We start from the raw sequence: 25142 nt of genomic DNA, 5'->3' as shown, positions 1-25142 counted from the left end.
CCGATTCTCGACATAGCCGTTTCGAAGAACCGTCGGCAAATCGACCGCCGAACGACGAGGCGATTTGCGTGTCCCGTCTTAATGAGCGAAGTTTGCGGGGAGTCTGCACACCGCGCAGAGGAAATGTCCGAACCAAGTCTCCGCAGGCCGACGGACGTTGGAATCAATCGTTGCTTAGGAGGTCGCATCGGAATATGCACGTCGTTGCCTACCGGAACATCGAAAAAGCGGCCGCACTTGCCGGCTTTTGGGATCAACTTGCCCGCGGCATTCCGTTTCGGTCGTGGACCTGGTGTCGTCATTGGTGGAACGCATACGGCGATCAGCCCGTTCGCGAGTTGTTTGTCGTTGTCGTGTTCGATTCCGGCGGATGGCCGATCGCGATTGCGCCTTGGTACCGGGAACGGGATCCGCTGTGGGGCACCGTGATTCGATTCTTGGGGACCGGCGAAGTGTGCAGCGACCATCTGGGATTGCTCTGCGAGCCGGGCATGGAAATCACGGCTGCCGAAGTCTTGGCCGCGTGGTTGATGGGCGAAGAAGCTCCGACGGCACACGATCGCGAAGACAAGCCCGTCTATCCGCGAAATGCGACATTGCGTTTCGGCGCCGACGGCGACGATGCGGACGGCGACGGGCACGCCCGTGTCCTCGATAAACCGTTGCCGTGGGACATGCTTGAGCTGACCGGCGTCATTCAGGACAACGTCCAGGTCACGTTGTTCGTCGACGCCTTGCGTGAATACGGATGCCGTGTTTCACAAGAGCCGGGGCCGAATTTGTGGCGGATCCTCCTCGACAAAAGCTTCGAAGACTACCTTAAGCGGCTGTCGAGAAATCAGCGTCGCAATGCGCGGCGCCGTCTGCGCGATCACGTCGAATCAGGACATGCCGTATTGCACAGTGTTTCTTCTTTGGAAATGCTTCGACGCGGTTGCGATATTTTGATCGATTTGCATCAGCGACGCCGACAATCGCTTGGAGAACCGGGGTGTTTTGCCTCGGAACGCTTCCGGCGATTTCACCTCGATGCGATGCCGGACTTGCTGCGAAAAGGCATGCTCGGGCTCCACTGGGTCGAATACGACGGAGTACCCGTCGCCGTCGATTACCAACTTCAAGGGGCCGGCATCGTCTACGCCTATCAGGCCGGGATCGATCCCGATCGACTGGACGTCTCTCCCGGCCATCTCGCGAACCTGTTGACGATTCGCCGCGCCGTCGAGCACGGCGCACGTGTGTTCGACTTCTTGCGCGGGGATGAGCGTTACAAGGCCGACTTAGGGGCCGTGCCGTGTCCGACTGTCGAGTATCGCATCGTACCTCCCCGATTGCGGCCGCGAATGAACTTGGAATTGTGGCAATTGGGTAAACGGAGCAAACGGTTTGCGAAGGCGACCTTGCGGCGGTGGATGCCCGTTGCCCAACATTGATTGCAAGCGGGGAATCACGTGACGTTGGCCAATCGAAAACGTTGGACGGAACGGTGCCGCGCCGCGGCATTGGCAGGTTATCTCGGGGTGAGCATCCCCGTGCGGGTGAGCGTGCGTTGGTGGCTGGCCGCCAAACACATGGCACCCGTGGTCGTCTTTTTCTATCACCGGATTGCCGACGATCGACGGACACCGTGGTCGACTTCGTCGCAGGCGTTTCGCCGCCAAATCCGCCTCCTCAAGCGACTGTGTCGTGTGGTTCCGTTGTCTGAGGCGCATCGTGTATTGGTTTCGGGAAAGAACACCCGCACGCTGGCGGTGGTGACGTTCGACGACGGTTACGCCGACAACTTTCGCAATGCCCTGCCGGTGATCTTGGAAGAGGAAATCCCCGTTACATATTTTGTAACCGTCGAGAACATTCGCAGCGGAAAGCCGTTCGCCCACGATTTGCCCTACGGTGAACCGGCCGCGCCGAACACGATCGACGAGATTCGGGCGATGGCCGCGTCGGGAATCGAAATCGGTTCACACGCCTGGACGCATGCCGATTTCGGGCACTTGTTCGATCCGCATCGAATTCGGCACGAGCTGGTCGATTCGAAGCGGGCATTGGAAGATCTGCTCGGTCGTGAAGTTCGTTACTTCGCGTTTCCGTTCGGATGTCACGAAAATCTTTCCAAGCGTGCGTTCGCCTTGGCCGAAGAAGCCGGCTATCAGGCCGTGTGCACGGCGTACGGCGGCTACAACCTGCCCGGCGATGATCCTTTCAATATTCAGCGGTTTCACGGTGACGAAAGCCTGCTTCGGCTGATCCATCGCGCAACGATCGATCCGCGGTTGCTGCGCGTGCCCCGTTATGAATACGCGCTACCCGTCCCCGCGCCTTTGTGTGCTGCGTGCGACACACCGTATCGAAGACCCTGCGACGAGCCGACGCCGGAGGAAGCCGATCCGGGGCGAAGCGAATCGCTCGAAGAAGCCAAGTGTTTGGAAGAGGCGGCCGACGGTGTGACATGACCGAATCCGTGGCACGACCTTGAAGACCGACAACCGAGATTCAAAGCACCGATGACTCGAATCGCAGAACCGATCGAATCGCCGATCCCCGATACGAATCCGTCTTGCACCGGCGACGATGCATTGCCGACGACGTCGATGGCCGACACGGTCTTGTTGTTGTTGGTGTTGTCGGTCGTGCAACGATTGATCGGATTCGTCCGCGCGAGCTTGTTTTGCCGGTGGCTCGATCCGGCCGAACTTGGTCGGTGGGACATGTCGTTCGCCTTTCTGATGACGGCGGGGCCGCTGGTCGTTTTGGCCCTGGCGGGATGCTTGGGGCGATACGTCGAGTACTACCGACGCCGTTCACGGTTGCGCACGTTCATTCGGCGAACGGCATCGCTCTACTTCGGGTTGGCGGCGGCCGGTGCCGTCGTGGTATTCGCGGCTGCCGAACCGCTTTCGACGTTGATTTTCGGGACGCCGGAAGAGGTTGCCACCGTGCGCCTGCTGGCAGCGGCGCTGTTGGCGGTGACGACCTTCAACTACCTGTATGAACTTGCGGCGGCATTGCGGAATACCCGGCTGGCTGTATCTCTTCAGTTCATGAACAGTCTGCTGTTTGCCCTGCTGGGAGTCGGAATGCTGTTGGGAAGAGCGATCTCGGCGACCAGCGTGATCGTTGCCTACGCGGCGGCGTGCTCGATCACCGTGGTTCCCGCGGCTGTGTGGCTGGTTCGCAATTGGACGAAACTTCCCGAACGATCGACGTATGCCGACACTGAGCCGAATCGGTTCTGGCGTCCGTTGCTGTTCTACAGCGCTTGGGCGTGGGCGGCGGCGACGCTGTCGAACTTGTTCGAGGTGGCCGACCGTTACATGATCGTTCACTTCTCGACGGGCAAGGCAGATACCGCGTTGGCGTTGGTCGGTGATTATCACGCCTCGCGATTGGTGCCCGTCTTGATGGTTTCGGTAGCGGCGTTGGTCGGTTCGATCGTGACACCGCATTTGAGCCACGATTGGGAACAAGGAAGACAGGACCGCGTATCGCAACGGTTGAATCTGCTGGCGAAGCTGTTCGGCCTGCTGCTTCTTTGCGGCGGCGGTGTCGTGCTTACTGCGGCACCGTGGCTGTTCGGCAGTATTTTCGGCGGCAAATACGGCGGCGGCTTGGCGGTCCTGCCGCTGACGCTTACTTATTGTGTGTGGTTTTCCTTGTTCTTGATCTTGGAAAACTACGTGCTGTGTTGTGAACGGTCGCATTTGGTCGGAATTTCCATGGCCGCCGGGCTGGTCACGAACGTCGCGTTGAACATGTTGCTTTTGCCTCGGTTCGGATTGCCGGGTGCGGTCGCCGCAACGGCCGCGGGGAATGCCGTCGCGCTGGGAGCGATTCTGGGGTTTTCGTATCGCCACGGTCTCCGGTTCGACAGGGGAACGTTGTTGATGACCGTCGTGCCTGGGGTTTTCTTGCTGGGACCGATCGCCACTACCGGGGCGATCGTGTTGCTGGCGGGGGTGGCGGTCGCAAGCGACCGCATCTTATCGGCCGACGATAAACGAGAGATTGCCGCCTACCTGCGTTCACTCGCCGCCAAGATTCGCGGCAGAAAAGACGAGCATCGAGAGAAGGAAGAAACAGGCAACAGCGGCGCCCGTGCGATTGCAGCCGGCATGCTGGAATGGTGCGCCGAGCGATTGACCGGCCGGCCGAGCGAAGAACAATCAAGACGTCTCAAAGTGATGTTCGTGATCACGTGCATGCCGGTCGGCGGCGCGGAAACCTTGTTGGTGGAACTCGTGCGACGCCTCGACAGACGGCGATTCGATCCCGAAGTTTGTTGTCTGAAATACCGAGGGCCGTTGGGCGAGCTGCTGGCACGTGAGATACCCGTTCACACCGGGTTGCTTGCACACAAGTACGATGTACGTGTACTGCCGCGATTATGGCTGCTGATGTTGCGCCGACGGGTGGATGCGGTCGTGACCGTCGGCACAGGCGGCGACAAGATGTTCTGGGGACGGCTGGCGGCCTTCATGGCGAGAGTGCCGGTGATCTGTTCGGCGCTCCACTCGACAGGCCTTCCCGACCGCGTCGAGTGGCTGAATCGGCGACTTGCCTTCTTGACCGATGCGTTCATTGCCGTGGCCAAACCGCACGGAGTATATCTCGCCGAGCACGAGGGGTGTCCGGCACAAAAGGTGCGAGTGATTCCCAATGGTGTCGATACCGATCGGTTTTCACCCGGGCCGGCGCGCGGTGAACTGCTCGCCGAATTCGGGATCGAACCGGGAACTCCGGTGGTGACGATCGTTGCGGCGTTGCGCCCCGAAAAGAATCACGAGCTGTTCCTGAAGGTCGCGTCGCGAGTTCTCGAACGTTTGCCGCGGACGCATTTTCTTGTCGTCGGCGATGGTGAACGCCGCGACCAGTTGGTCGATTTTGCCCGGCGATTAGGGCTGCGCGAGTGCGTGCATTTCTTGGGGACACGTAGCGACATCGCCGAGATTTGGCGAATATCGACGGTCGGTGTGCTCACCTCGCACATGGAGGCCAATCCCGTTTCGTTGCTCGAAGCAATGGCGTGCGGAAAGCCCGTGGTGGCTCCGCGGGTGGGGTCGATTCCCGAAACGGTGCACGACGGCGAAAACGGCTTCCTCGTGCCGGCAGGGGATGTGGACGCCTTTGCGGAGCGGATCGTGGCGGTGCTGTCCGACTCCCAACTGGCCGCGAAGTTGGGGAAGAACGGTCGCGAGTACGTGCTGGCGCACTGGTCGATCGATCGGATGATCGCGGGTTACCAGGCGATGATCGAAGAAATCTACCGGCGCAAGCATCCGAACGTATTGCCGCACGAAACCGGCGATGCCTTCCTGCCCGCATCGCAGCGCGCAGCGCCGATCCTTACCGCTTTACTCGATTCACCGTGGAACGTCACCGAAGAACGTTCTACCGAGTCGCCCGATTGTTGCGGTGTCGGCTGACGATCGAGTTTGGGACGGCGACGCTCATTCCGCCGGTTCCAATCGAACTTCGTCGAGCCCGAACATGTAGGCCTTGATCGCCCTGGGGTTGGCACCGGTGATCGTGACCGAAAGGACGTGGTCGCCTTTGCTCAACTCGAGCGTGCCCAACGAAATCGGTTCCGTGCGAACGACGTCGGGATTGTACAGGTCGATCGGAGTGCCGATATCTTTACCGTCGACGGCAAATTGCACGATTCCATAATCGCGGGCCTTGGTAAGAACGACCGATAGGCGATACGTTCCGTCGGCTTTGACCGGCAAGAGGAGTTCGAGCTTGTCGCCGGGGCCGGCACCGGTCCACCACAGTTGATCGTTGTTCGTCCACTTGCCCAACGGAAATCCGCCCATCCCTTGAGTGCCGACGTTTCCGTTCGGCTCGTTGAGAATCTTGAATCCTCCCGCTTGCGGCGGTGTTTTCACGTAGTACCCGTGTCGGTCCTCGACCGGAACGAGTTCGTACGGGTCGTGGCCTTCGCCATCGAGGTACCAGCATACGGTCACGGCGTATTGCGTGCCCTTTTCTTCGGTGCGGAAATATTTTTCGATGTAACCGTCGAAAGCCGTGTGGAAGGGGATGTTGTCGACCAATTGCCAGCGCAGTACCGATTGGTGTCCGTGGTTGTTTTCGGTCATCGTTTGGGCGTGATAGGCCCTTTGGAACAAGTGCGGATCGCACCAGGCGTAGCCGAAGTAGTCTTCGGATCCCGTTCCGAAAGTGGAGGGGAATTTTTCGTTGTCGACAAAGAACTTTTCGTCGCCTTCGCCCCACCAGCCGCCTGCCGGGTTCCACACATGCAGCATGACGCCGACGTATCGACCTCGACCGGTCGTCCGCAACAGCGACCAATCGGGCCAACGGTCCGCAGGAACGGGGAAGGTGTCGCGATGCCACTTGCAGTGGAAATAACCCAGTTCGTGCATCGGCCGTTGGAGCGGTGTCAGCATCAACTCGCACGAGATGTTCCGAGGCTTGTCGCCTTCGTTCGTCAACGTAATGACGGCCGACTTTCCAAAAGGCATGTACCAGTAGGCGTAGCCGCCCTCTCCCGTGACGCCGGTAAGAAACGTGCGGTACAAATTCTTGCCGGGGGCCGTCCCGAAGAAATCGCCCACCGGACACCACACGGCCGGTTGCGACTGGTCGTCCCATGTGATCGACAGCGTTACATGACGAAGTGCCGCCATCTCGTCCTCGCGGTCGCCCAGTTCGATGCTTCCGCGGATTCCGACGACGGCTGCCGGGCCTTCGAGCGTGAACGTGCGGCTTTCACCGGCAGGCAAAGTGAAGCTTTCGGCGATTGAACGGACGTCGTCGTAGACCGGCGGCAGGTCGCCGATACGTTCGCCGAAAAACCGATCGACCTTGGTCAGTTCATCGGCATGTGCGGCGGCCAGCTCGCGGGAAAAGCTCGGCAGTTTTGTGTCCTTGGGGAATGTGTGATAGACGAACTGGTAATAGCGTCCCCAATTGGGTTCGGCCACGATCTTGCAAGATTTTTGATAGGGAATCGGAAAGTACAGGTTTTGTCCCCGGCAACCATCTTCCGCCAGATTGTACGATAGGTGCGGATACGCGAACGGAGCGGTCTTGCCGTTGAAATATTGTTCGAAGGGAAGGTCGACGGCCGGAGTTTCGGCGCCGTCAATATAAATCTTAACGTGTCCGGTTTGTGCCAAAGCCGACCAGATCCGCCAGATGCAGCCCGGTCCTTCCATTTCGGCAAGCACCTGCACGCCGTTTTCTTCGCGGATGAAATGATGGCCGTCGCCGTTGGCTGCCCAATTGACGTACGTGTCGGTTTCAGGATCATAACGACTGTTACGGTCCCAGCTCGACCATTGGCGACACGATTCGCCGTCTTGTGGTAGAACGGCCGCATGCGACGGATCAAGCATCAACCGGATAAGGTCAGAGTACGTGTATTCGGCGGCCGAGGCCATTCCCCAAAAACCGCAGACGGCAACTGCCAGCGAGATTTGCGCAAACAATCGAGCGAGACGCATGGGCGGATCCTCCTGTGTGGTACGAACACGTGCACACCCCGGCGGAAGGACATCGCCGAGCGATCGTATTCTACTTGCGTGCCGCGTGCCCTGCACGCAAATTCGCTTTTTTCTTCCACGCGTGCCGGGGTGAAAAACGCCGGGCCGACGGCAAGAAAAGAAATCCCCGCGAATGTGTCGCGGGGGAGCGTGATCGGTAGGCGACGACGTCAAGACCGATAGTGCGTTTGCCGACGCCCGGCAACGCCCACACCGGAATGCGAGTTTCAGGTCCTATTGTCCTTGCGAGTTCGGCGTTGAATCCGACGGCGCATCCTTGTCGCGCGATTGCGCCGCAATGAAGCCCATGCGTAATTCGTGCAAGATTTGTTCCAAGGCTTCTGTTTCTTCGAGCGTTCGACGCCCTTCCGTTTTCTCCTGCAACAAGGCGATCGAGTCGATGACGTGTCGGGCGCGATTGAGCATGACGGTCGGGCCGCCGGTGGCCGGGTTGGGAAGCAACCCCAAGTAGATCATGGCTTCCATCGCCAGATTTCCGGCAAGCTCGGTCAGCGTGGGAGGGGGTAACGGCGGATCGTCGAGCGGTTTGCCGGTATCTTTCGCTTCCGCCTTTTGCTGCTGTTGCTTGGCCAATTCTTCTTTTTCGCGTTCGACTTGCGATTTCCAGTCTTCGTCGATGTGCAGCTTTTTCTCGCTGTTCGGGGAATCGCTCATTTGTCTTGTCTCCCTCGTGTTGCCGATTCGACACATGCGTTCGACTCGACGTCCACTTCGACGAATCGGCCGCTTACTCTTGTCGCACCGAGCGGCGAGAGGCCGATCGACGACTGCGGTGTTCCAACGCCGCGCCGATGAACCCCTTGAACAAGGGATGGGCCTTGGTCGGCTGCGATTTGAACTCGGGATGGTATTGCACGGCCACGAACCACGGATGGTCGGGCAATTCGACTACCTCGACCAAATCCTTTTCGGGATGGATGCCGGCGATGTGTAAGCCGGCGTCGGTAAGCTGTTTTCGGTACGCGTTGTTGAACTCGTATCGGTGTCGGTGACGCTCCGAAATGGTCTCGGACCCGTACAGTGCGCGGGCGGTGGAACCTTCGGCCAACCGAGCCTCGTAGGCCCCCAGACGCATCGTCCCGCCCTTGTCGGTTACGGCATTTTGTTCTTCCAGCAAGCAGATGACCGGATGCGGTGTGTCTTTTTCGAACTCGGTTGAATTGGCTTCCGCCAGACCGGCAACGTTGCGAGCATACTCGATCACGGCGCACTGCATGCCCAGGCAAATGCCGAAGAAGGGGATACCCTTTTCGCGGGCGAAGCGGATTGCCTCGAGTTTGCCTTCGATACCGCGCTCGCCGAACCCGCCGGGAACCAGAATGCCGTCGACCGAACCGAGAATCGACTCGGCTTTTCCCGCTTCGATCGATTGGCTGTGAACGCGCTCGATGCGCACCTGCGCACGATGATGAATTCCGGCATGATCGAGCGCCTCGTAGATCGACTTGTACGCGTCGCGATGCTCGGCGTATTTCCCTACGACGGCGATGGTGACTTCGGCTTCAGGGTTGCGGATGCGATGAAGCAGGTCGTGCCAATGCGAAAGATCCAGCGGTCCGGCCGAAAGACCCAATCGTTTGATGATCAGTTCGTCCAGCTTGTTTTCGACAAGGCTGACGGGGACTTCGTAAATGGACAGCTCCTTGTCGCGTTCTTCGATGACGGCGTCGACCGGCACGTTACAAAACAGGGCGATCTTGGCGCGTTCGTCTTTGCCGATTTCCCGCTCGGTACGGCAAATCAGAATGTCGGGCTGAATACCGATCTGCCGTAGTTGGCCCACGGAGTGTTGCGTCGGTTTCGTCTTCAGCTCACCCGCCGCTTTCAGATAGGGAATCAACGTGAGGTGAATGTACAGGCAGTTTTCTCGCCCCAGGTCGATCGACAACTGTCGGATGGCTTCGAGAAAAGGAAGGCTTTCGATGTCGCCCACCGTGCCGCCGATTTCGGTGATGACGACGTCCACATCGGGACCGGCGAGTTTTGTGACCGCCGATTTGATTTCATTGGTGATATGCGGAATGACCTGGACGGTTTTCCCGAGAAACTCGCCGCGACGCTCCTTCGTGATGACCGACAGGTAAATCTTACCGGTCGTGTAGTTGCTGTCGGCGGTCAAGGGGCTGTTGGTGAATCGCTCGTAATGGCCCAGATCGAGGTCGGTTTCGCTGCCGTCGTCGAGGACGTAAACCTCTCCATGTTGGTAGGGGCTCATCGTACCCGGGTCGACGTTGATGTACGGATCCATTTTTTGCATCCGTACCGACAGCCCCCGAGCTTCCAGCAACATGCCGATCGAAGCGCTGGTCAAGCCTTTCCCCAACGAGCTTACCACGCCGCCGGTTACGAAGATGTGTTTCGTCATCGCCAGGTTCTTGCTCCCCTCGATTTGCACGCCTTTCTCGCGACGAGTCCCGCCCGAGAAACTCCAAAAGCCCGATTCTATTGTTCGGCGTACCGAATCGAAAGACCCCACTTGGGGTGGGTGGAATGCCGGCGATTTGGAGAAAGACGGAAGGCTGCTGAGCGACTCCGAGCAGTCGCATTGTTGCCGGCCGAAACTACGTCATGCCCTTTTTATGTCGTTCGACGAATCGCCGATAGTCCTCGAGGGTGTCGATTCCGGGTGCATGGTGGGGAATTTCACCGACGACGATTCGGTGACCGTACCATAACGCGCGAAGCTGCTCCAATCGCTCGGTTTCTTCCAAGGGCGACGGAGCATACTCCCGAAATCGCAACAGAAATTCGCGTCGATAGGCGTAAATGCCGACATGAAGGCGAAACAAGGGGGACGCCGCCGTCAGCAGGTCGTCGGACCATTCCCGCGGATGCGGGATGACGCTTCGGCTGAAGTACAGGGCATTGCCTGCGACGTCGGATACCACTTTCACGCACGAAGGATCTTCCAGAACGGCCCGGTCGCGGATCGGTGTGGCCAGGGTGGCCATATCGGCGTCCGGATTGCGTTCCAGCAGTTCGACGACCAAATCGATCGCACTCGGATCGATCTCCGGTTCATCACCTTGAAGATTGACAATCGGGTCGAAATAGGCAAATTGCGCTGCGACTGCGGCGATGCGATCGGTTCCACTGACCGCATTCGGATCGGTCAAGATCGCTTGCCCGCCGACGGCTTCGATCACGCTCTGGATTTCCGGTGAGTCGCAGGCGACGACGACCGCCTTCGGACGTCGGGCTGCCAACGCGCGCCGATACGTGTGAACGATCAACGGCAACCCCGTTTCGGCAAGCAACATCTTGCGAGGAAGTCGCGTCGATTGGAGTCTCGCCGGAATAATGACCGCCGGACCCGTTTCGGGAGAGCAATTGGGTTCGTTGCCGACCATGGTTCATCTCATCCGTGATGTTATTGCTCCCGTTACGGAACAGGAGACGCGGTCGTCGGTTTATCAGCCGCGGTAAGGATGCTGGTAGCCGTTACGGTATTCCCGCTTCAGCAGAGCGGCCGCGGCCGGATTGTCGACGATCTGTTCGGTCTTTTCGTTCCAGACGACCGGCGATTCCGACTCGTAAGCGATCATGCCCAGTTGGACGGTTGCAGTCGACTTGTACCCTTCGAGAATCGGGCAGTCGGGTTGCCGTCGCGTTCGGACCGCTTCGAGGAAGTCGGCCAGATGGAGCGTTTGGGCATCGGTGTCGTAGGTGAACTCTTGTCGGTTGGCGTTCTTTCGTTGCGGGATGACGACCCAGCGTTTGTCGATGGCGAAGATCGTTGCTTTGTCGCCGAAGAAAAAGATGCCGTTGTTGACTTCGGGCGTATATTCTTCGGCCCCCCAAAGGCGATGACGCCACACGACCGGGCACCGGTCGAATTCGAAGTGGACGGTCAAGGTGTCGGGAGTGGTGATTTTCCCTTTGAGATAATATAGACCGCCGGCGGCGACGATCCGGGACGGCATCGACAAGTCGAGGATCATTCGCGTGGCGTCGATCAAGTGAATTCCCCAGTCGACCAAGTGTCCGTGGCCGACCTCTTTTTCCAGCCGCCAGTGTTTGTGGCCTACCTGCGGACTGTAGGGGAGTTTCGGTCCGGGACCGCACCATAGATCCCAGTCCAGTTCGGGCGGAGGATCTTGCGGTGTCGGATCGACCGTGCCCGCCCGATAGTGAATTTGGGCATCGACCTGGACGATTTCCCCCGCCTTTCCCGAAGCAATGAAGTCTTTCACATCGTGGAAGGCCTCGTTTTCGCGACGTTGGAAACCGATTTGCACGACGCGATCCGAGGCGGCGACCGCGTCGACCATCGCGCGGCCTTCGCGGATATCGTAGGAAATCGGCTTTTCGCAATAGACGTCGAGTCCCGCCTTGATCGAGTCGATCAATTGCAACGCATGCCAGTGCGGCGGCGTGGCGATGATGACTGCATCGAGCTTCTCTTGCGCCAGCATGTCGGTGTACAGCTTGTACGTCTTCGGCGCAGTTCCTTGAAGTTGCTTGAGTTCGTCGGCTGCCGCTGCGAGATGACTGCTGTCGACGTCGCAAATCGCCGTAACTTCGACGCCCCCGGCCTTGAGCGCCGCCTTGGCATCGACCATTCCGTACCATCCCACGCCGATGACGCCGAGACGTAGCGTATTCTCGTTGCGGGCAGGTTGCGCTGCTGCATACAGGGCATGCGTCATACCCAACGCAACGGCCGACTGACCGAGAAAACGACGACGATTCGAACGCAGCATGATGCACCTCGATGGTTGTTCGGAACACACGAAAACGGCACGCTCGCGACGGAATATTCACGCCCCCACAACGTTCGCCTATTCTAAGCTCGCCGGGAACACCGGCTCAAGAACCGCGAACGAAAACATCGGATGTTCAGGTTTGAGCGACCGGTGCCGCGGAAATTTTCGGGTTCATCGTTGCTCGACGCCGAGGTGCGAGGCGAAAATAGGTTCCTCCCGTTGATGATGGATGAATATGCGCAATTATCGAACACACAGGAACGCTATCATGATTCGCAATCTACCCGAACTGAGTCGGCGAAGCTTGTTGATTTCGGGCGCGGTGACGGCTGCGGGCGTGTTGTCGTCGCAGGCTGCCGCGGTTGCCGAGACCGGTGACAAGAAACCGTTTCGTTACTGTTTCAACACCGGGACCGTATTGGGGAAAAAATTGCCGCTTCCGGAGATCGTCGATGCGGTCGGAAAGGCCGGTTACGACGGTATTGAACCGTGGATCCGCGAGATCGACGCCTACACGCAGTCCGGCGGAAGCCTGGCCGACCTTCGAAAACGGATCGCCGATGCCGGGCTGATCGTCGAAAGCGCCATCTCTTTTCCTGCGTGGGCCGTCGACGACGACCAGCGCCGAAAGGATGCTCTGGAACAAATCAAACGAGAGATGGAGATCATCTTGGAATTGGGCGGCACGCGAATCGCCGCACCGCCGTCGGGCATCAACCGAGCGGAGAAGATGGATCTGCGTGTGATCGCCGATCGCTATCGGGCGGTTCTCGAAATCGGCGATAAGATGGGCTGTACGCCTCAATTGGAAATTTGGGGCAGCGCAACGAATTTGGGGGCGTTGTGCGAGGCGGCGTTCGTGCTCACGGCGGTGGGCCATCCGAAAGCATGCGGGTTGTTCGACGTATTCCACCTCTACCGCGGAAACTCGCCGTTCGCCGGTTTGCGGCAACTCAACGGCGCGCAAATGCATGTGTTCCACATCAACGATTACCCGGCCGAACCGCCCAGAGAGGAAATCAACGATTCGTACCGGGTGCTTCCTGGTGACGGTACGGCGCCGATGCAGGAAATCGTGACGACCCTTTACGAGACGGGCTATCGCGGCGCGTTGTCGTTGGAGTTGTTCAACCGATCGCTGTGGGAGCGGGAACTCGACGAGATCGTCGCGCTCGGGTTGGCGAAGATGAAGACGGTCGTCCGCCGGGCGTTGGGCACGGCGTGATCGCCGGCCCGGGAACGCAGCCCGTCAATCCAGGACGTAGGGCGAGTCGTCGAGGTCTTCGTGCCGAATCTCGTCGACCGGCTCTTTCTTGCCCCAACCCGCATACAAACGATTGGGGGCATTGAACACGATGCCCGGCTTATCGCCGACGTTCTTGTACGCGTGGATGACGCCGGGTGGAACGAGAACGCGGGCGGGATTCGATTCGCCCACGATCAGCGTTTGCCGCACACCGAATGTGGGGCTGTCTTTCCGGCCGTCCCACAGGTAGAGCTTGAAATCGCCCGGTCCCAGAAAACAAAAGCAGTCGGTTTGGTCGACGTGTTCGTGCGGTCCGCGGGCAACGCCGGGAAGCGTTTCGCTCACGTAGGCCATCACCGGATGGACGTCGCGATCGAGTTCGTCGTGTCGGAACAGTTCGACCAGCCATCCGCGAGCGTCGGAAAACCGCTTCAAGGAATCGATCGTGATGTCGTGGATGGAGCCGTCTTGAAACTTCATGGTCGTGTCAGTCGCTTTCCAGGGACGTGTGAGACGATACGATGGATGCGAAGGAGCGCCGACGAATCGACATTCATACGATGCCCGGCGTTTCCAAGAGGTCGCGCAGATATTGCCCGTAGCTGTTGTTGTATTCATCGGCCAATCGGGCCAGTTGTTCGCGGTCGATGAACCCCTTGCGGTAGGCGACCTCTTCCACGCACGCGATTTTCAGCCCTTGACGATGTTCGATCGTTTCGACGAAGGTCGAGGCTTCCAGCAGCGATTCGTGCGTACCGGTGTCGAGCCAGGCGAATCCGCGGCCGAACAGTTCGACGTTCAGGCGGCCGCGTTCCAGGTAAATGCGGTTGACGTCGGTGATTTCGAGTTCGCCGCGGGCGCTGGGCTTGAGATTCGCTGCGATCTCGACGACATCGTTGTCGTAAAAGTACAACCCGGTTACCGCGTAATTCGATACGAATTCCTTCGGCTTTTCCACGATTCGTACCGGCTTTCCGGCGGCATCCAATTCGACGACACCGTAACGCTGCGGGTCGCGTACCAAGTAGGCGAAGACGGTGGCACCCTCGGGACGTGATGCCGCCCGCATGAGCATTGCCTGGAACCCCTGGCCGTAGAAGATATTGTCGCCCAGCACGAGGGCCACGTGGTCGTTGCCGACGAATTCGCGACCGATGATGAACGCCTGAGCGAGACCTTCCGGCTTCGGCTGCACGGCATACCGGATGGAAATCCCCCACTGGGAGCCGTCTCCCAGAAGTCGCTCGAACAGGCCGATATCCTGCGGCGTGGAAATGAGCAGGATATCGCGAATGCCGGCCAACATCAGCGTCGACAGCGGGTAATACACCATCGGTTTGTCGTAGATCGGCAATAACTGCTTGCTTACCGATCGCGTCAGCGGATGGAGTCGGGTTCCGGCGCCGCCGGCGAGGATGATACCTTTTTGACAAACCGATGCAGCTTGGGACATCGTTTCTGCCCTCGTGGCTGAGATGAATCGACAACCGACCGCGATTCACGGCGAATTGGCGCCCATCGCGGTGACGATCGTATGGTTGATGTCGGTATTGTCGATGTAGTCGCCCGAGAAATCCCACACTTTAGCGGCATGGGGATCCCGGCCGCGGACACACTGCAACAATAGCACACTTCCCGCTCCCTTGGCGAACACGGGGACGAGCATGTTCGAGTGTCCACCGGCATTGTAGTGAAGCCCCGGCATCTTGCCTGGACCGTTATCGACAATCGGTTGGAAGGGAACTTCGGCCGAGTCGGGGCCCCACGGAAGCCCGCAGTCGTGGTCGGCCGTCAGGATGAGCAAGGTTTCGTCCCAGGAGCTGTTTTCTTCAACCCATTCGACGACCGCTTCAACCGCTTTCATGAAGTCGTCGTATTCCTCGATCATGCGATGTTCTTGATTGGCGTGATTGGCCCAATCGACCGCGCCGCCCTCGACCATTAGGTAAAAACCGTCGGGATCGTCGTCGAGGCAGTTAAGGGCTGCCTTCGTCATGGTCGCCAGACTGGGGACGTTTGCATTCTTGGGAACGGCGAACGGCTCGCTTTGCGCCAGCCCACCCACGAGACCGCCTCTCTTTTGCTGCAAGGTCGTAGCGACCTGCGCCGTACCGACGATCTTGGAGGGGGCCTTGCCGGTGGTCAGCTTTTCGAATTCTGCCTTGGTTTGGATAAGCGTCCATCCGCCGGGATGGTTGCCGGTTACCAGTTGATTCCAAGTCGTCTTGCCGCCCACGTACTTGTAATCGGCGTCGCTTGTCTTTTCTTTCGGCTTTCCATTGTCGTCGAACTCGGGGTGTCCGGCGCCCATGATCACATTGAGGTAATCGGCCGCGAGCATTTCGGCGGCGATTTCCTGGTATGCGTTTCGGGACCGGTTGTGCGCACCGCCGAGAGTTGCGGGAGTCGCGTGCGAGAATTCGACCGAGGTGACCACACCCGCCCGTTTGCCGAGCTTGTGGGCGATTTCAGGGAGCGTTTCGCCGGACATCGGTTCGTCGGTGTCGGACCAATTGATGGCCGAATTGTAGGTCTTACGGCCGGTGGCCAATGCCGTGCCCGAGGCGGCCGAATCGGTGGCCGTGCTTTTCAGCCACTTGTAGCCGTCTTCGGAATCCCAGGCTTTGGCCGGATCGTAAACGATGCGTTCGTCTTGCGTGCCTTTTCCGGTTGCCGACTTCGATAGGTTGAGCGGATAGGTCGTGCATCCCAGCCGTACCCAACCTTCGCCGTCGTAAACTTCTTTGCCCAGGCGTCCGCGATACATCGCTCCTGCTCGCCACGTATTGAATCCCGCGCCGTCGGCCACCATCAAAATGACATTTTTTGCCGTCGGGGCTTGGGAGGACGAGCGCGGTTTGGCCGCTTCCGACGTGGAGCCGAACAACGACCACGAGAGACAAAAGACCAGAGCCGACGCAAACAGTGTTGTAACCAGACGACGCGACATGACGGCACTCCTGAAGTTCTGCACGAAATTTCTACCGGAGACTCTATGATACGCACACGCGTGGGGGAACGGCCACCTCTTAACGTAATTCAAACCGAGGGTGGTTGCGTGTAGGGGGACACGACGGCGCCACGGGACGAGGCGGTATTCCGGCGGCCGGGCGGGGTGATTCTGAGTGCTAAAGCGAAGCTCACGCCGGTTTCGGCGGCCCGTTCAGTGTGTTCCGCGAGCGAAGTACCAGATCCATCCGCAACGGGTATAACGGCGATTCTGTGCCACCGAAACGAGGTTGAGCGTAATTTCCAGCAGTTCCGCTTTGAGCTCCAAGGGAACTTCCGAGAGTTTGGCGATGCGGGCTTCCAGTTCGCTTCGACGCGCTTGGAGCGTGCGAATCGTTTCCTGTTCTTGAGGCGTCAGGTCCCGATATTTCGTGATCAAACAATTCGTGTCGCCCAACAGGAGATCCGCCTTTCCGTCGCCGTTGAGATCGCCCAACGCGGGATAAGAGGACCACCCGGGAACCGGTTCCCAAAGATTCGAGCCTTCCCGAACAGGGAAACTGAAAAGGTACTCGTCGGTGCACGGCGCAACCAGTGTCAACGGCGGATGCAGGCGAAGTCGACCGTCTTCCGAGGTGTTCCGGCACCACAGAACGCTCCCGTTGTGGCAGCCCAAGAGTAGATCGGCCTTGTCGTCGCCGTTCCAATCGCCCAAGACCGGGGCTGCATCGCCCGGCAAATGCAACTCGAGCGATTCGATCTTCAGCGGTTCCGGGGCCTTCCAGACGACGCGCCCGTCGATCGTCGTGGTGGTCGTAAAAAACACCCGGCCGGAAGCGTCACCCAGGACGATGTCGGGATTGTGATCTTCGTTGAGTTCACCAAGCCATGCGCCGGTCAAATACGGTACGCGCAACGTGCCTTCTCCCGTGGAAAGCGGGGTCGGCGGCGCAAACACGTTTGTGCCATTGTTGCGGCACAAGTATAAGCTGCCCTGGGAATCGGCCAGCAGCAAATCGCGGTCTCGATCCCCGTCGACATCGACGACCTGGTAGATGGTCGTGCCGAGATTTCCCAAAGACTTCCACGGCGCTTCAGGCTGCGGCGTGTCAGGGCCCATCCAACGATGGGCGCGGAATTCCGGTTGCCGCTCGCTTCCTACATTCAGGAAGACGTCGATACGTCCCCGCCGACGTGCCGAAACCACCAGGTCGCGTTTGCCGTCGTCGTTCCAGTCGGTCAGAAGCGGAATAGCCCCCTCTTCCATCGTGGTGACGGCCGTACCTTCCGCCTTTAGTTGCAGGGGAGGGGACAGGTCGGCGACGTACTGCTCGACCGGGTGTCCCAAGCGTCGCAGACTGTCGATGGCTTTCGTTGCCGCCCGCAGCAAGTCGACGGCCGTGTTTTCCGGTACTCGCAAGGCCGTGCCGTCGTCGAGTTGTGTTTCGTGAGGAAGGCTCGACGGCTGCGCGTCGATGATCGTTTCGAACAGGACACAGGCCGTCAGATAGTCGCCTGCCAGGCTCGGGCCATCGGCTGCAAGTCCTTGCTGGCCCAATGCGGCGGCTTCCCGTCGAGCGGCACTGATCGGCGCGACGACCAGGCGACCGTCGTCGACGAGTTTCGCCGCCAGTGCGAGTCGCTCGTTTTCATACGGTTCGGGATCGCCCGGTACCGGCGAACTGGCCCACACGATTCGATCGGCCAGCGTACTCAAATCGGCCAGATCGGCCGATATGTCGCTTTCGTGGCGTTGGATGAGGATTCGGTGCGGCGTTTCGAAAACGACGGCCACGTTCCACCGTGGCTGGTCGGACCCGCGCTGGACCAGAGCGGCGACGGCGTCGGCCAGGGAGACGCCCAACGACGATTTGTGTGTGATCTCCAGGTCGATTTGGTGCGCTTCGGCGAACGAGACCAACCAGCGAACGGTTGTTCCGCCCGTCCAAGGATCTTCTCCGAGAATCAGAATCGATATCTTGTTGTCTTTTGGGGCACTTGCGGCCGCCTCGGCCCGGGCAACGGCCGACGAAGCGAACACGGTCAACGCGACCGCGGCGGCGCAACAGGCCGACAACGTCCGAATCCACCGATGGTGAATCGGACGGCGAGCCGAATCGGCGTTTCTGCGTGGGGCACTCAGGGTGTTCAAGACGGATTCCCGTAAGCAAATCAGCATGATTCCGGCCGACCGGGGCCGGCGACTGAATCCCCATCATGTCTAGCCGTATCGGGGGGAGTCAACCATTTTGGCGGACCCGCGGCGCGTAAAAGTCGATTGCAGGCCGATCGCTCGAAAGTGCGCTCGCAGCCACGGTGGGGCGATGGCGGGTCGGGACCGCGTCAGGCCGACGCGGCCGGCGGGCCGATGCGTTCCTTGCCAACGTAGCTTTGCAGGGCCTCGGGAACGAGGACCGAACCGTCGGCCTGCTGGTAGTTCTCCAGGATCGCAATCAATGCCCGGCTGATCGCGACCGCCGTTCCGTTGAGCGTGTGGACGAACTCGGTCCCTTTTTGTCCCGGTCGACGGAAGCGGATGTTCAGGCGGCGCGCCTGGTAATCGGTGCAATTCGAGGTGCTCGTGATTTCGCCGAATTCCCCGCGGCCGGGCATCCAGGCCTCGAGGTCGTACTTGCGGTACGCGGGACCGCCCAAATCGCCCGATGCGGTGTCGATCACGCGGTAGGGAATCCCCAAACCGTCGAAAATGCGGCATTCGAGACTGCGGAGGTACTCCAGCATCTCGTCGCTTTGCTCCGGCAGCGTAAACGCAAACATTTCAACCTTGGTGAACTGGTGCACCCGGTAGATTCCGCGTGTCGCGCGGCCGTGTGCCCCCGCCTCGGTTCGGAAGCAGTGGCTGATGCCCACCAACTTGATAGGCAATTGATCGGCCTCGATCGTCTGTCCCGCCAGCCGACCGCCGAGGGTCACTTCGGCGGTGGCGATCAGGCTCAGATCGCTGTTCTCGATGCTGTAGATTTGCGTTTCGGGGCCGCGAGGCAGAAAACCGATACCTTCCAGAACCTCGTTTCGGGCCAAATCGGGCGTGATGACCGGGGTGAAGCCTTCTTGGACCAGCAAATCGACCGCGTATCGTTGCAGGGCCAGCTCGAGCAAGACGGCCTCGTTCAACAGGTAATAGAAGCCGTGTCCGGCGACGCGCGCCCCCGCTTCGAAATCGATCAGGTTCAGTTTTTCGGCCAACGTTACGTGGTCCAGCGGTTGGAAGTCGAACTCGCGGATCGGCGTCTTGCCGTGTCCGACTTCGCGGCTGTCTTCTTCTCCCCCGATCGGGGCGTCGGGATGGGTCATGTTGGGGATTCTGCGCTGAATGGCGTCGAGTTCGGCTTCGACGTCTTTCAGTTCGGCTTCGATTGCGTTTGCCTGCTCTCGCAAGCGGCGGCCTTCGGCTTTGCGGGCTTCACGTTCTTCAGGATCTTTGGTCTTGCCGATCGAGCGAGACACTTCGTTGGCCCGCCGATTGGCCTCGTCCAGATCGCTTCGAAGACTGCGAAACCGCGATTCGAGTTCGACGAAGCGGTCGATGTCCACCGAAACGCCGCGGTTGCGGCAATTCTCTTTGACGGCTTCCACGTTCTGAACGATGAACTTTCGGTCCAGCATGGGGATGTTTCCTCGTGTCGTTTCCGTCGTCGTCAAGTGGGGGCCCCGGTAAAGAACGAAAAATCGTTCGCCGAATGCGGTGCTCGGCCGTTTCTTGCTGCTGAGGTTCCTTCCCGTTGTACCGCGCCGAATTGGGATTGGGAACCGCAGCCGCGGCTCATGCATGTCGGGCGGGGGCGGCTTTCGGCAGCTTGGGAACTCTTCCGCAAGTGCGCCGGATCGATCTTGGGCGATGTAGGTCGCAGAATCACACCGTATCGGGGGACGTTGCGCACTTTTCTTTGGTAAGAAAACTGCCAGCCGATCGTTGGTAATCGATCACCGGGTGGATTAGGCTGATCCACACTCCCGGTCGCAAACACGTCGCACCCGGGACCCAGGAGACTACGACCGAGGGAAGGAGATCGATCGTGCGCGGGAAGAAATTCGGTATGACGGCAGTTGCGTTGGGGACGATCGCCGGGATGCTCGTCGCGACTTCGCTTCGTGCAGAAGTTCCATTGTCCCGAATTTCCGAACGTCTGGGCATTGCGGGTGGTGTGATCGCCTTCGTCCCCGAGGCGTTCTCCCCCGAGGAAGTGACCTTCGTTCGAGGCCGGCCGTTCGTCGTCCAGGTCCTGACCACGGATATGACAAGCGGGGCGACATGGCGCGAAATGCTGCTTTCGACCGACCTGCCGGAGCAGGTGTCGGTGGCCGATTACGACGGCGTCCGCCTCCCATACGTCGATCGTTTTGTCAACCTTCTCGTGGTTGATCGCGTCGGTCGTCTTTCGGCTGCCGAGTGCCGTCGCGTGGTGGCGCCGCTCGGGGGGATCGCCGTGCCGGAAGACGCCGGTGCATTGCGCCGATCCCTGGAGGCCGCAGGCGACGAATTCCGTGGGACCATGGCGGACTATGCGTTGTACCGTAAGCCGTGGCCCGAATCGCTTGATGAGTGGCCGCATGCCGAGCACGGACCGGACAACAACGCCGTGGCCGCCGATCGCGAAGTCGGCCCGCCCGCTCGTTTGCAGTGGACCTGCCGGCCGTTTTGGTCGAAACACCATGAACGGTATCCGCCGACGATTCCGTCGCTTGTCTCGTCTGCGGGGCGGGTTTTCTATTTCGAAGATGAAACCCCTCCGGCGGTCTTCAACGTGCGGGCCGACTGGTATCTTCTCGCCCGCGACGCTTTCAACGGGGTTCTCTTGTGGAAACGATCCGCTCCGGCGTGGGAGCCTGTCACGTGGCCCGGAGATATGGGCGGCGGTCTCTCCGGCGGCCCGATCGATTATCGACGACGGATGGTCGCGGTCGGCGACCGAATCTACGTCACCCTCGACTATCACGGACCGGTAGAGCAATTGGATGCTGCTACGGGGCGTACGTTGCGCACGTATCCCGGCACGGCAAGCGACGCGACCGAAATCGTATATGCGTTGGGGACGCTTTTCGTTGCCTGCAAGAACGCCGATGGGACGTTTCGGATCCTTCGCTTGAACCCCGACACGGGCGAGGTCTTGTGGGAAGCCGAAGGCGGCAACGGGATCGCGGTATCGGAACGCGAGCGTAAAGTTTTCTTCCTCGCCGGAAACGAGCTGGGAGCCCTGGACGCAGTGACGGGGAAGCGACTGTGGCGCGTGTCTCCGTTGGAAGAAGCCGACGACGTGCCGGTCACGAATACGCGAGGGCGGTCGATTCGTGCGCGACTGTACGGGCCGTTGCGCACGGGAGAAGGCATCGTCTTGACCTGTGCCGATGGTCGCGGACACGTGTTGGCCGTCTCATCGAAAGACGGCCGTTACCTGTGGAGCTTCCGCAATCAAGGATTTCGCTCGTTTTTCCGTCCCGTTACGGCATGGTTCATCGACGGCTTGGTGTGGTGCACGCAAGAGGGGATTCCGGACGGGGACGTGGCCGACGATTATTTCGCCGTGGGACTCGATCCGCAAACCGGCGAGATCAAACGCCGGGTGCCGTGCGGCGCGGTGTGGAACTGCGGGCATCATCAGCGGTGCTATCCGACCAAAGCCACCGAACAATTTTTGATCTTCAGTCGGCGCGGGGCCGAATTTTTGAGCCTCGATGATGCCGAGGTCACGTTGAACAACTGGATTCGCGGAACGTGCGGCTACGGCGTGATGCCCGCCAACGGGCTGCTGTACGCTCCGCCGCATTCGTGCCGTTGTTATTCCGAAGTAGCCCTGCGCGGCTTGAACGTCCTCGCTTCGAAGGCGCGAGGCCCCGTGCTGCCGCAGGTGCCCGCCGAGCGACTGACAGAAGGTCCGGCATTCGGCCGGACGATAGACGCCGTCGGCGTCCAGGTGGAGGACTGGCCGACGTTTCGGCATGATGCGGCCCGCAGCGGAGGGACTTCGGCACGCATCCCGGACACGTTGCGCGTCACTTGGGAACACCCCTTCGACACCACGTTGACGACGGCTGTTGGAGTGGGGGACACGCTGTACGTCGCCGAATCGCGTCGGGGTGTCGTGGATGCGATCGATGTCGCGTCGGGTCGCGTACGGTGGCGGTTTGCGACCTCGGGGCCGATCGATTCACCACCCACGTACGCGAAGGGGCGGTTGCTTGTAGGCTGTCGGGACGGCTACGTCTACGCATTGACGGCGAAGGACGGCGAACTCATCTGGCGGTTCCGGGCTGCGCCTCACGACGTACGAAACGGCGGCGACGGACGGATCGAATCGGTGTGGCCGGTTCACGGTTCCGTTCTGGTCGTAGACGACACGGCCTATTTTGCGGCGGGGCGAAACTCGTTCGTCGACGGCGGTCTGGACCTGTACGGGATCGACGTGACGACCGGCGAGGTGCGTTATCGGTATCATTACGAAGGTCCCGATACGGGGGCGGGCTTCACGCGGGAGAACCCGGGGCGAGGCTTCGTCATGCCCGGGGCGCTCTCCGACGTCCTCGTTGCCGACGACGAGGCCCTTTACATGCGCCATCTGAAATTCGATCGCCATTTGGAGCAGGCGGTCGACATGAAACCGAATTTCTACCCTGCACCGGTGCGACAAGGGGAAGAATTCGGCGGTGACCACAAGTTTTGGTGTGACCTGTTGGAGGTAGGTCCGCGGGCATTCGTCGGTCGGCCCGAATGGGACTACCGGTCGTACTTCAATAACTTTCCGGGCAAACGGTTGTACTCGACGACAGGGCTTTTGGATCCGTCGTGGCACATCCGTTCGTACTGGTCGTACGGACAAATCGTCGGGCAAAACATCGTGTTCGAAGGCGACGAAGGATACGCAGCCGTGGCGTATCCGAATGCAGCCCGATGGGCGGCATTTCAAGCCGGCCAGGGTTATGTTGTATACAAAGGAAAAACGGCGGTGCCTAAGCCGGGGGAGAAGCTATATGCCCTCAGACGCGAGGAACGCATTTGGCAGGCGACGGTGCCCGTTCGCCCGGTCGCCATGTGTCTGACGGCTGACGCCCTGCTTGTGGCGGGGCCGCCTGATTCCTCCGACCCCGAAGAAGCGACCGCCGCTTTGGAGGGCAAGCGGGGAGGCATACTGTTAGTTCTCGACCGCGAAGACGGCTCGATCCGCCGTCGCGTTCCTTTGTCGCAACCGCCGGTGAACGACGGAGTTCTAGTCCTTCGGTGTCGTGTCTTTCTGGTGACCGTGGATGGAAAATTGGTTTGCCTGGACGGCGAGTGAGCCGAGCTCGCTTCCGAAAGGCGATGGAGAATCGACGGTGATCCATGCATTCTTGATGAGGTGACGACCATGCACACGTTTCGAGTGGCGATTCTCGTGGCCGTTTCTTTGGGATGTGCTGCGGCGCTGAGGCCCGCCGCGGCGGATGAGCCCGTGCACTTGTTCATCCTGTCCGGGCAATCGAACATGCAAGGGTTGAACCCCGATTTGTCGTTCACGCCCACCGTCGAGAAGGCGTTCGGTGCCGACAAGGTCGTCGTGGTCAAGGATGCCTTGGGCGGTCAACCGATCCGTCGCTGGTACAAACAGTGGAAGCCCGCGGGCGAGACGAAGCCGTGGCCCGATCTCGGCGATTTGTACGATCGGCTCATGGAGAAAGTACGAGCGGCCATCGAGGGAAAAGAATTGGCTTCTGTGACATTCGTTTGGATGCAGGGCGAAAAAGACGCCCGCGAAGGCCACGGCGAAGTCTATGCCGAGAGCCTGAAGGGGCTCATCCGGCAACTTCAGCACGATTTGGGACGCGACGACATCAACGTCGTGATCGGTCGGGTCAACGACTTCGATATGAAGAACGAACGGTATCCGCACTGGACGAAAGTCCGCGAAGCGCAAGTGGCCGTTGCCGAGTCGCTGCCCCATGCTGCGTGGGTCGATACCGACGACTTGAACAACAAAGAACGCAACGGGCAACCGATCGACGACCTGCACATGACGCCCGACGGCTACAAGATCCTCGGCAAGCGTTTTGCCGAAGCGGCGATCCGTCTGATTCGCGAGCGCGAATGATCGCGTGGTCGATCCGCCGTCAGGCTCCGGGCGAATCGGCGTTCAGGTCGGTTTCACCGAGAATGACGAACTTGCTTTCGGCCAGCGTTTCGAGGGCAAGATCGAGCTGATCGACCATCAGGGCGACGACCGGACGTCCGTGCGAACGGACCATCAGGGGATACGCCTGCACGATGTTGATTTCCGCCCGCAGCAAGGCCGTGCAGATCTCTGCCAGCGGTTGCGGCGAATCGGGCAATTCGACCGCGATCAGATCGCTTTCGACGATGGCCAACCCGGCGCGTTCGAGAATCTCGCGGCCTTTCTCCGGGTCGGCGGGAAGGAAGCGAACGAACGCGCACTCGCAGGTATCGACCACCGACAAGGCCACGATGGGTACGCGGTTCGATTCGAACCGTCGTACCAATTCCAAGAGCTGTCCCACCCGGTTTTCCAGGAAAACCGTGAACTGGCGGAGCGTGGGGTAACGGCGTCCTTGCGCCGTCGGCAAAGATACCGGAGGAATGGAGTCCGAACTCATTGTCTCTCAAAAGGTTACGGCGCGCAATCGGGAAACGTGAAGACAATCCCGTACATTGCACACGCGAGCCACGGCGGCAACGGTAGCCCGGTCACGTTGGGCGTATCGCCA

General features: G+C 59.9%; 17 protein-coding genes. 6 read left to right on the top strand and 11 right to left on the bottom strand.

Annotated features, from left to right (window positions below):
• Positions 1 to 194 precede the first annotated feature (194 nt).
• From ACYQ2I_RS14095 to ACYQ2I_RS14085, 3 genes are read left to right on the top strand one after another with little or no spacing between them, the layout of a single operon-like run.
• Positions 195 to 1433 (top strand): GNAT family N-acetyltransferase, encoded by a 1239-nt coding sequence (locus tag ACYQ2I_RS14095; RefSeq protein WP_460167660.1) that lies wholly within the window; start codon positions 195 to 197, stop codon positions 1431 to 1433.
• Positions 1434 to 1451: 18 nt separating this feature from the next.
• The gene (locus ACYQ2I_RS14090) at positions 1452 to 2453 is read left to right on the top strand and encodes a polysaccharide deacetylase family protein (protein WP_460167659.1); all 1002 of its coding nucleotides are present in this window, start codon (positions 1452 to 1454) and stop codon (positions 2451 to 2453) included.
• A 51-nt stretch (positions 2454 to 2504) separates the two neighbouring features.
• Positions 2505 to 5423 (top strand): glycosyltransferase, encoded by a 2919-nt coding sequence (locus ACYQ2I_RS14085; protein ID WP_460167658.1) that lies wholly within the window; start codon positions 2505 to 2507, stop codon positions 5421 to 5423.
• Positions 5424 to 5447: 24 nt separating this feature from the next.
• On the opposite strand, the gene ACYQ2I_RS14080 is transcribed toward ACYQ2I_RS14085, so the two are convergent.
• The 5 genes from ACYQ2I_RS14080 to ACYQ2I_RS14060 all read right to left on the bottom strand — a co-directional run bounded on the left by ACYQ2I_RS14080 (position 5448) and on the right by ACYQ2I_RS14060 (position 12232).
• The gene (locus ACYQ2I_RS14080; RefSeq protein ID WP_460167657.1) at positions 5448 to 7469 is read right to left on the bottom strand and encodes a glycoside hydrolase family 172 protein; all 2022 of its coding nucleotides are present in this window, start codon (positions 7467 to 7469) and stop codon (positions 5448 to 5450) included.
• A gap of 273 nt (positions 7470 to 7742) precedes the next feature.
• A complete protein-coding gene (locus ACYQ2I_RS14075; protein WP_460167656.1) occupies positions 7743 to 8183 on the bottom strand; it encodes a DUF1844 domain-containing protein in 441 nt (146 codons plus the stop codon).
• A 73-nt stretch (positions 8184 to 8256) separates the two neighbouring features.
• Positions 8257 to 9924: a CTP synthase gene (gene pyrG, locus ACYQ2I_RS14070; protein WP_460167655.1), complete on the bottom strand. Its 1668-nt coding sequence runs from the start codon at positions 9922 to 9924 to the stop codon at positions 8257 to 8259.
• A 166-nt stretch (positions 9925 to 10090) separates the two neighbouring features.
• Entirely contained in the window at positions 10091 to 10879 is a 789-nt protein-coding gene (gene kdsB / locus ACYQ2I_RS14065) for a 3-deoxy-manno-octulosonate cytidylyltransferase (protein ID WP_460167654.1), read from the bottom strand.
• A gap of 63 nt (positions 10880 to 10942) precedes the next feature.
• Positions 10943 to 12232 (bottom strand): Gfo/Idh/MocA family protein, encoded by a 1290-nt coding sequence (locus ACYQ2I_RS14060; RefSeq protein WP_460167653.1) that lies wholly within the window; start codon positions 12230 to 12232, stop codon positions 10943 to 10945.
• Positions 12233 to 12503: 271 nt separating this feature from the next.
• On the opposite strand from ACYQ2I_RS14060, the gene ACYQ2I_RS14055 reads away from it, so the two are divergent.
• Positions 12504 to 13460 (top strand): sugar phosphate isomerase/epimerase family protein, encoded by a 957-nt coding sequence (locus ACYQ2I_RS14055; protein ID WP_460167652.1) that lies wholly within the window; start codon positions 12504 to 12506, stop codon positions 13458 to 13460.
• A 24-nt stretch (positions 13461 to 13484) separates the two neighbouring features.
• Here the strand turns inward: ACYQ2I_RS14055 and ACYQ2I_RS14050 are convergent, their stop codons facing one another.
• From ACYQ2I_RS14050 to serS, 5 genes are all read right to left on the bottom strand, one after another.
• Positions 13485 to 13961, bottom strand: a complete 477-nt coding sequence (locus ACYQ2I_RS14050; protein ID WP_460167651.1) for a dTDP-4-dehydrorhamnose 3,5-epimerase family protein — start codon at positions 13959 to 13961, stop codon at positions 13485 to 13487.
• 73 nt (positions 13962 to 14034) lie between these two features.
• The gene (gene rfbA / locus ACYQ2I_RS14045) at positions 14035 to 14934 is read right to left on the bottom strand and encodes a glucose-1-phosphate thymidylyltransferase RfbA (RefSeq protein ID WP_460167650.1); all 900 of its coding nucleotides are present in this window, start codon (positions 14932 to 14934) and stop codon (positions 14035 to 14037) included.
• A 45-nt stretch (positions 14935 to 14979) separates the two neighbouring features.
• The gene (locus ACYQ2I_RS14040; protein ID WP_460167649.1) at positions 14980 to 16431 is read right to left on the bottom strand and encodes an alkaline phosphatase; all 1452 of its coding nucleotides are present in this window, start codon (positions 16429 to 16431) and stop codon (positions 14980 to 14982) included.
• 213 nt (positions 16432 to 16644) lie between these two features.
• Positions 16645 to 18582, bottom strand: a complete 1938-nt coding sequence (locus ACYQ2I_RS14035) for an FG-GAP repeat domain-containing protein (protein ID WP_460167648.1) — start codon at positions 18580 to 18582, stop codon at positions 16645 to 16647.
• A gap of 191 nt (positions 18583 to 18773) precedes the next feature.
• Positions 18774 to 20057 (bottom strand): serine--tRNA ligase, encoded by a 1284-nt coding sequence (gene serS / locus ACYQ2I_RS14030; RefSeq protein ID WP_460167647.1) that lies wholly within the window; start codon positions 20055 to 20057, stop codon positions 18774 to 18776.
• A gap of 410 nt (positions 20058 to 20467) precedes the next feature.
• On the opposite strand from serS, the gene ACYQ2I_RS14025 reads away from it, so the two are divergent.
• Together ACYQ2I_RS14025 and ACYQ2I_RS14020 are read left to right on the top strand one after the other, a co-directional pair.
• The gene (locus ACYQ2I_RS14025) at positions 20468 to 23722 is read left to right on the top strand and encodes an outer membrane protein assembly factor BamB family protein (protein WP_460167646.1); all 3255 of its coding nucleotides are present in this window, start codon (positions 20468 to 20470) and stop codon (positions 23720 to 23722) included.
• A gap of 69 nt (positions 23723 to 23791) precedes the next feature.
• Positions 23792 to 24511 carry a sialate O-acetylesterase gene (locus ACYQ2I_RS14020; RefSeq protein ID WP_460167645.1) on the top strand — a complete coding sequence of 240 codons (720 nt, stop codon included), beginning with the start codon at positions 23792 to 23794 and terminating at the stop codon, positions 24509 to 24511.
• Positions 24512 to 24530: 19 nt separating this feature from the next.
• On the opposite strand, the gene ACYQ2I_RS14015 is transcribed toward ACYQ2I_RS14020, so the two are convergent.
• Positions 24531 to 25031 carry an acetolactate synthase gene (locus ACYQ2I_RS14015; RefSeq protein ID WP_460167644.1) on the bottom strand — a complete coding sequence of 167 codons (501 nt, stop codon included), beginning with the start codon at positions 25029 to 25031 and terminating at the stop codon, positions 24531 to 24533.
• Between the last annotated feature and the right edge of the window lie 111 nt (positions 25032 to 25142).

This window comes from Thermostilla marina (assembly GCF_054657455.1).
The sequence above is the reverse complement of the archived record's forward strand: the minus strand, read 5'-3'. Positions and strand labels throughout refer to the sequence as shown.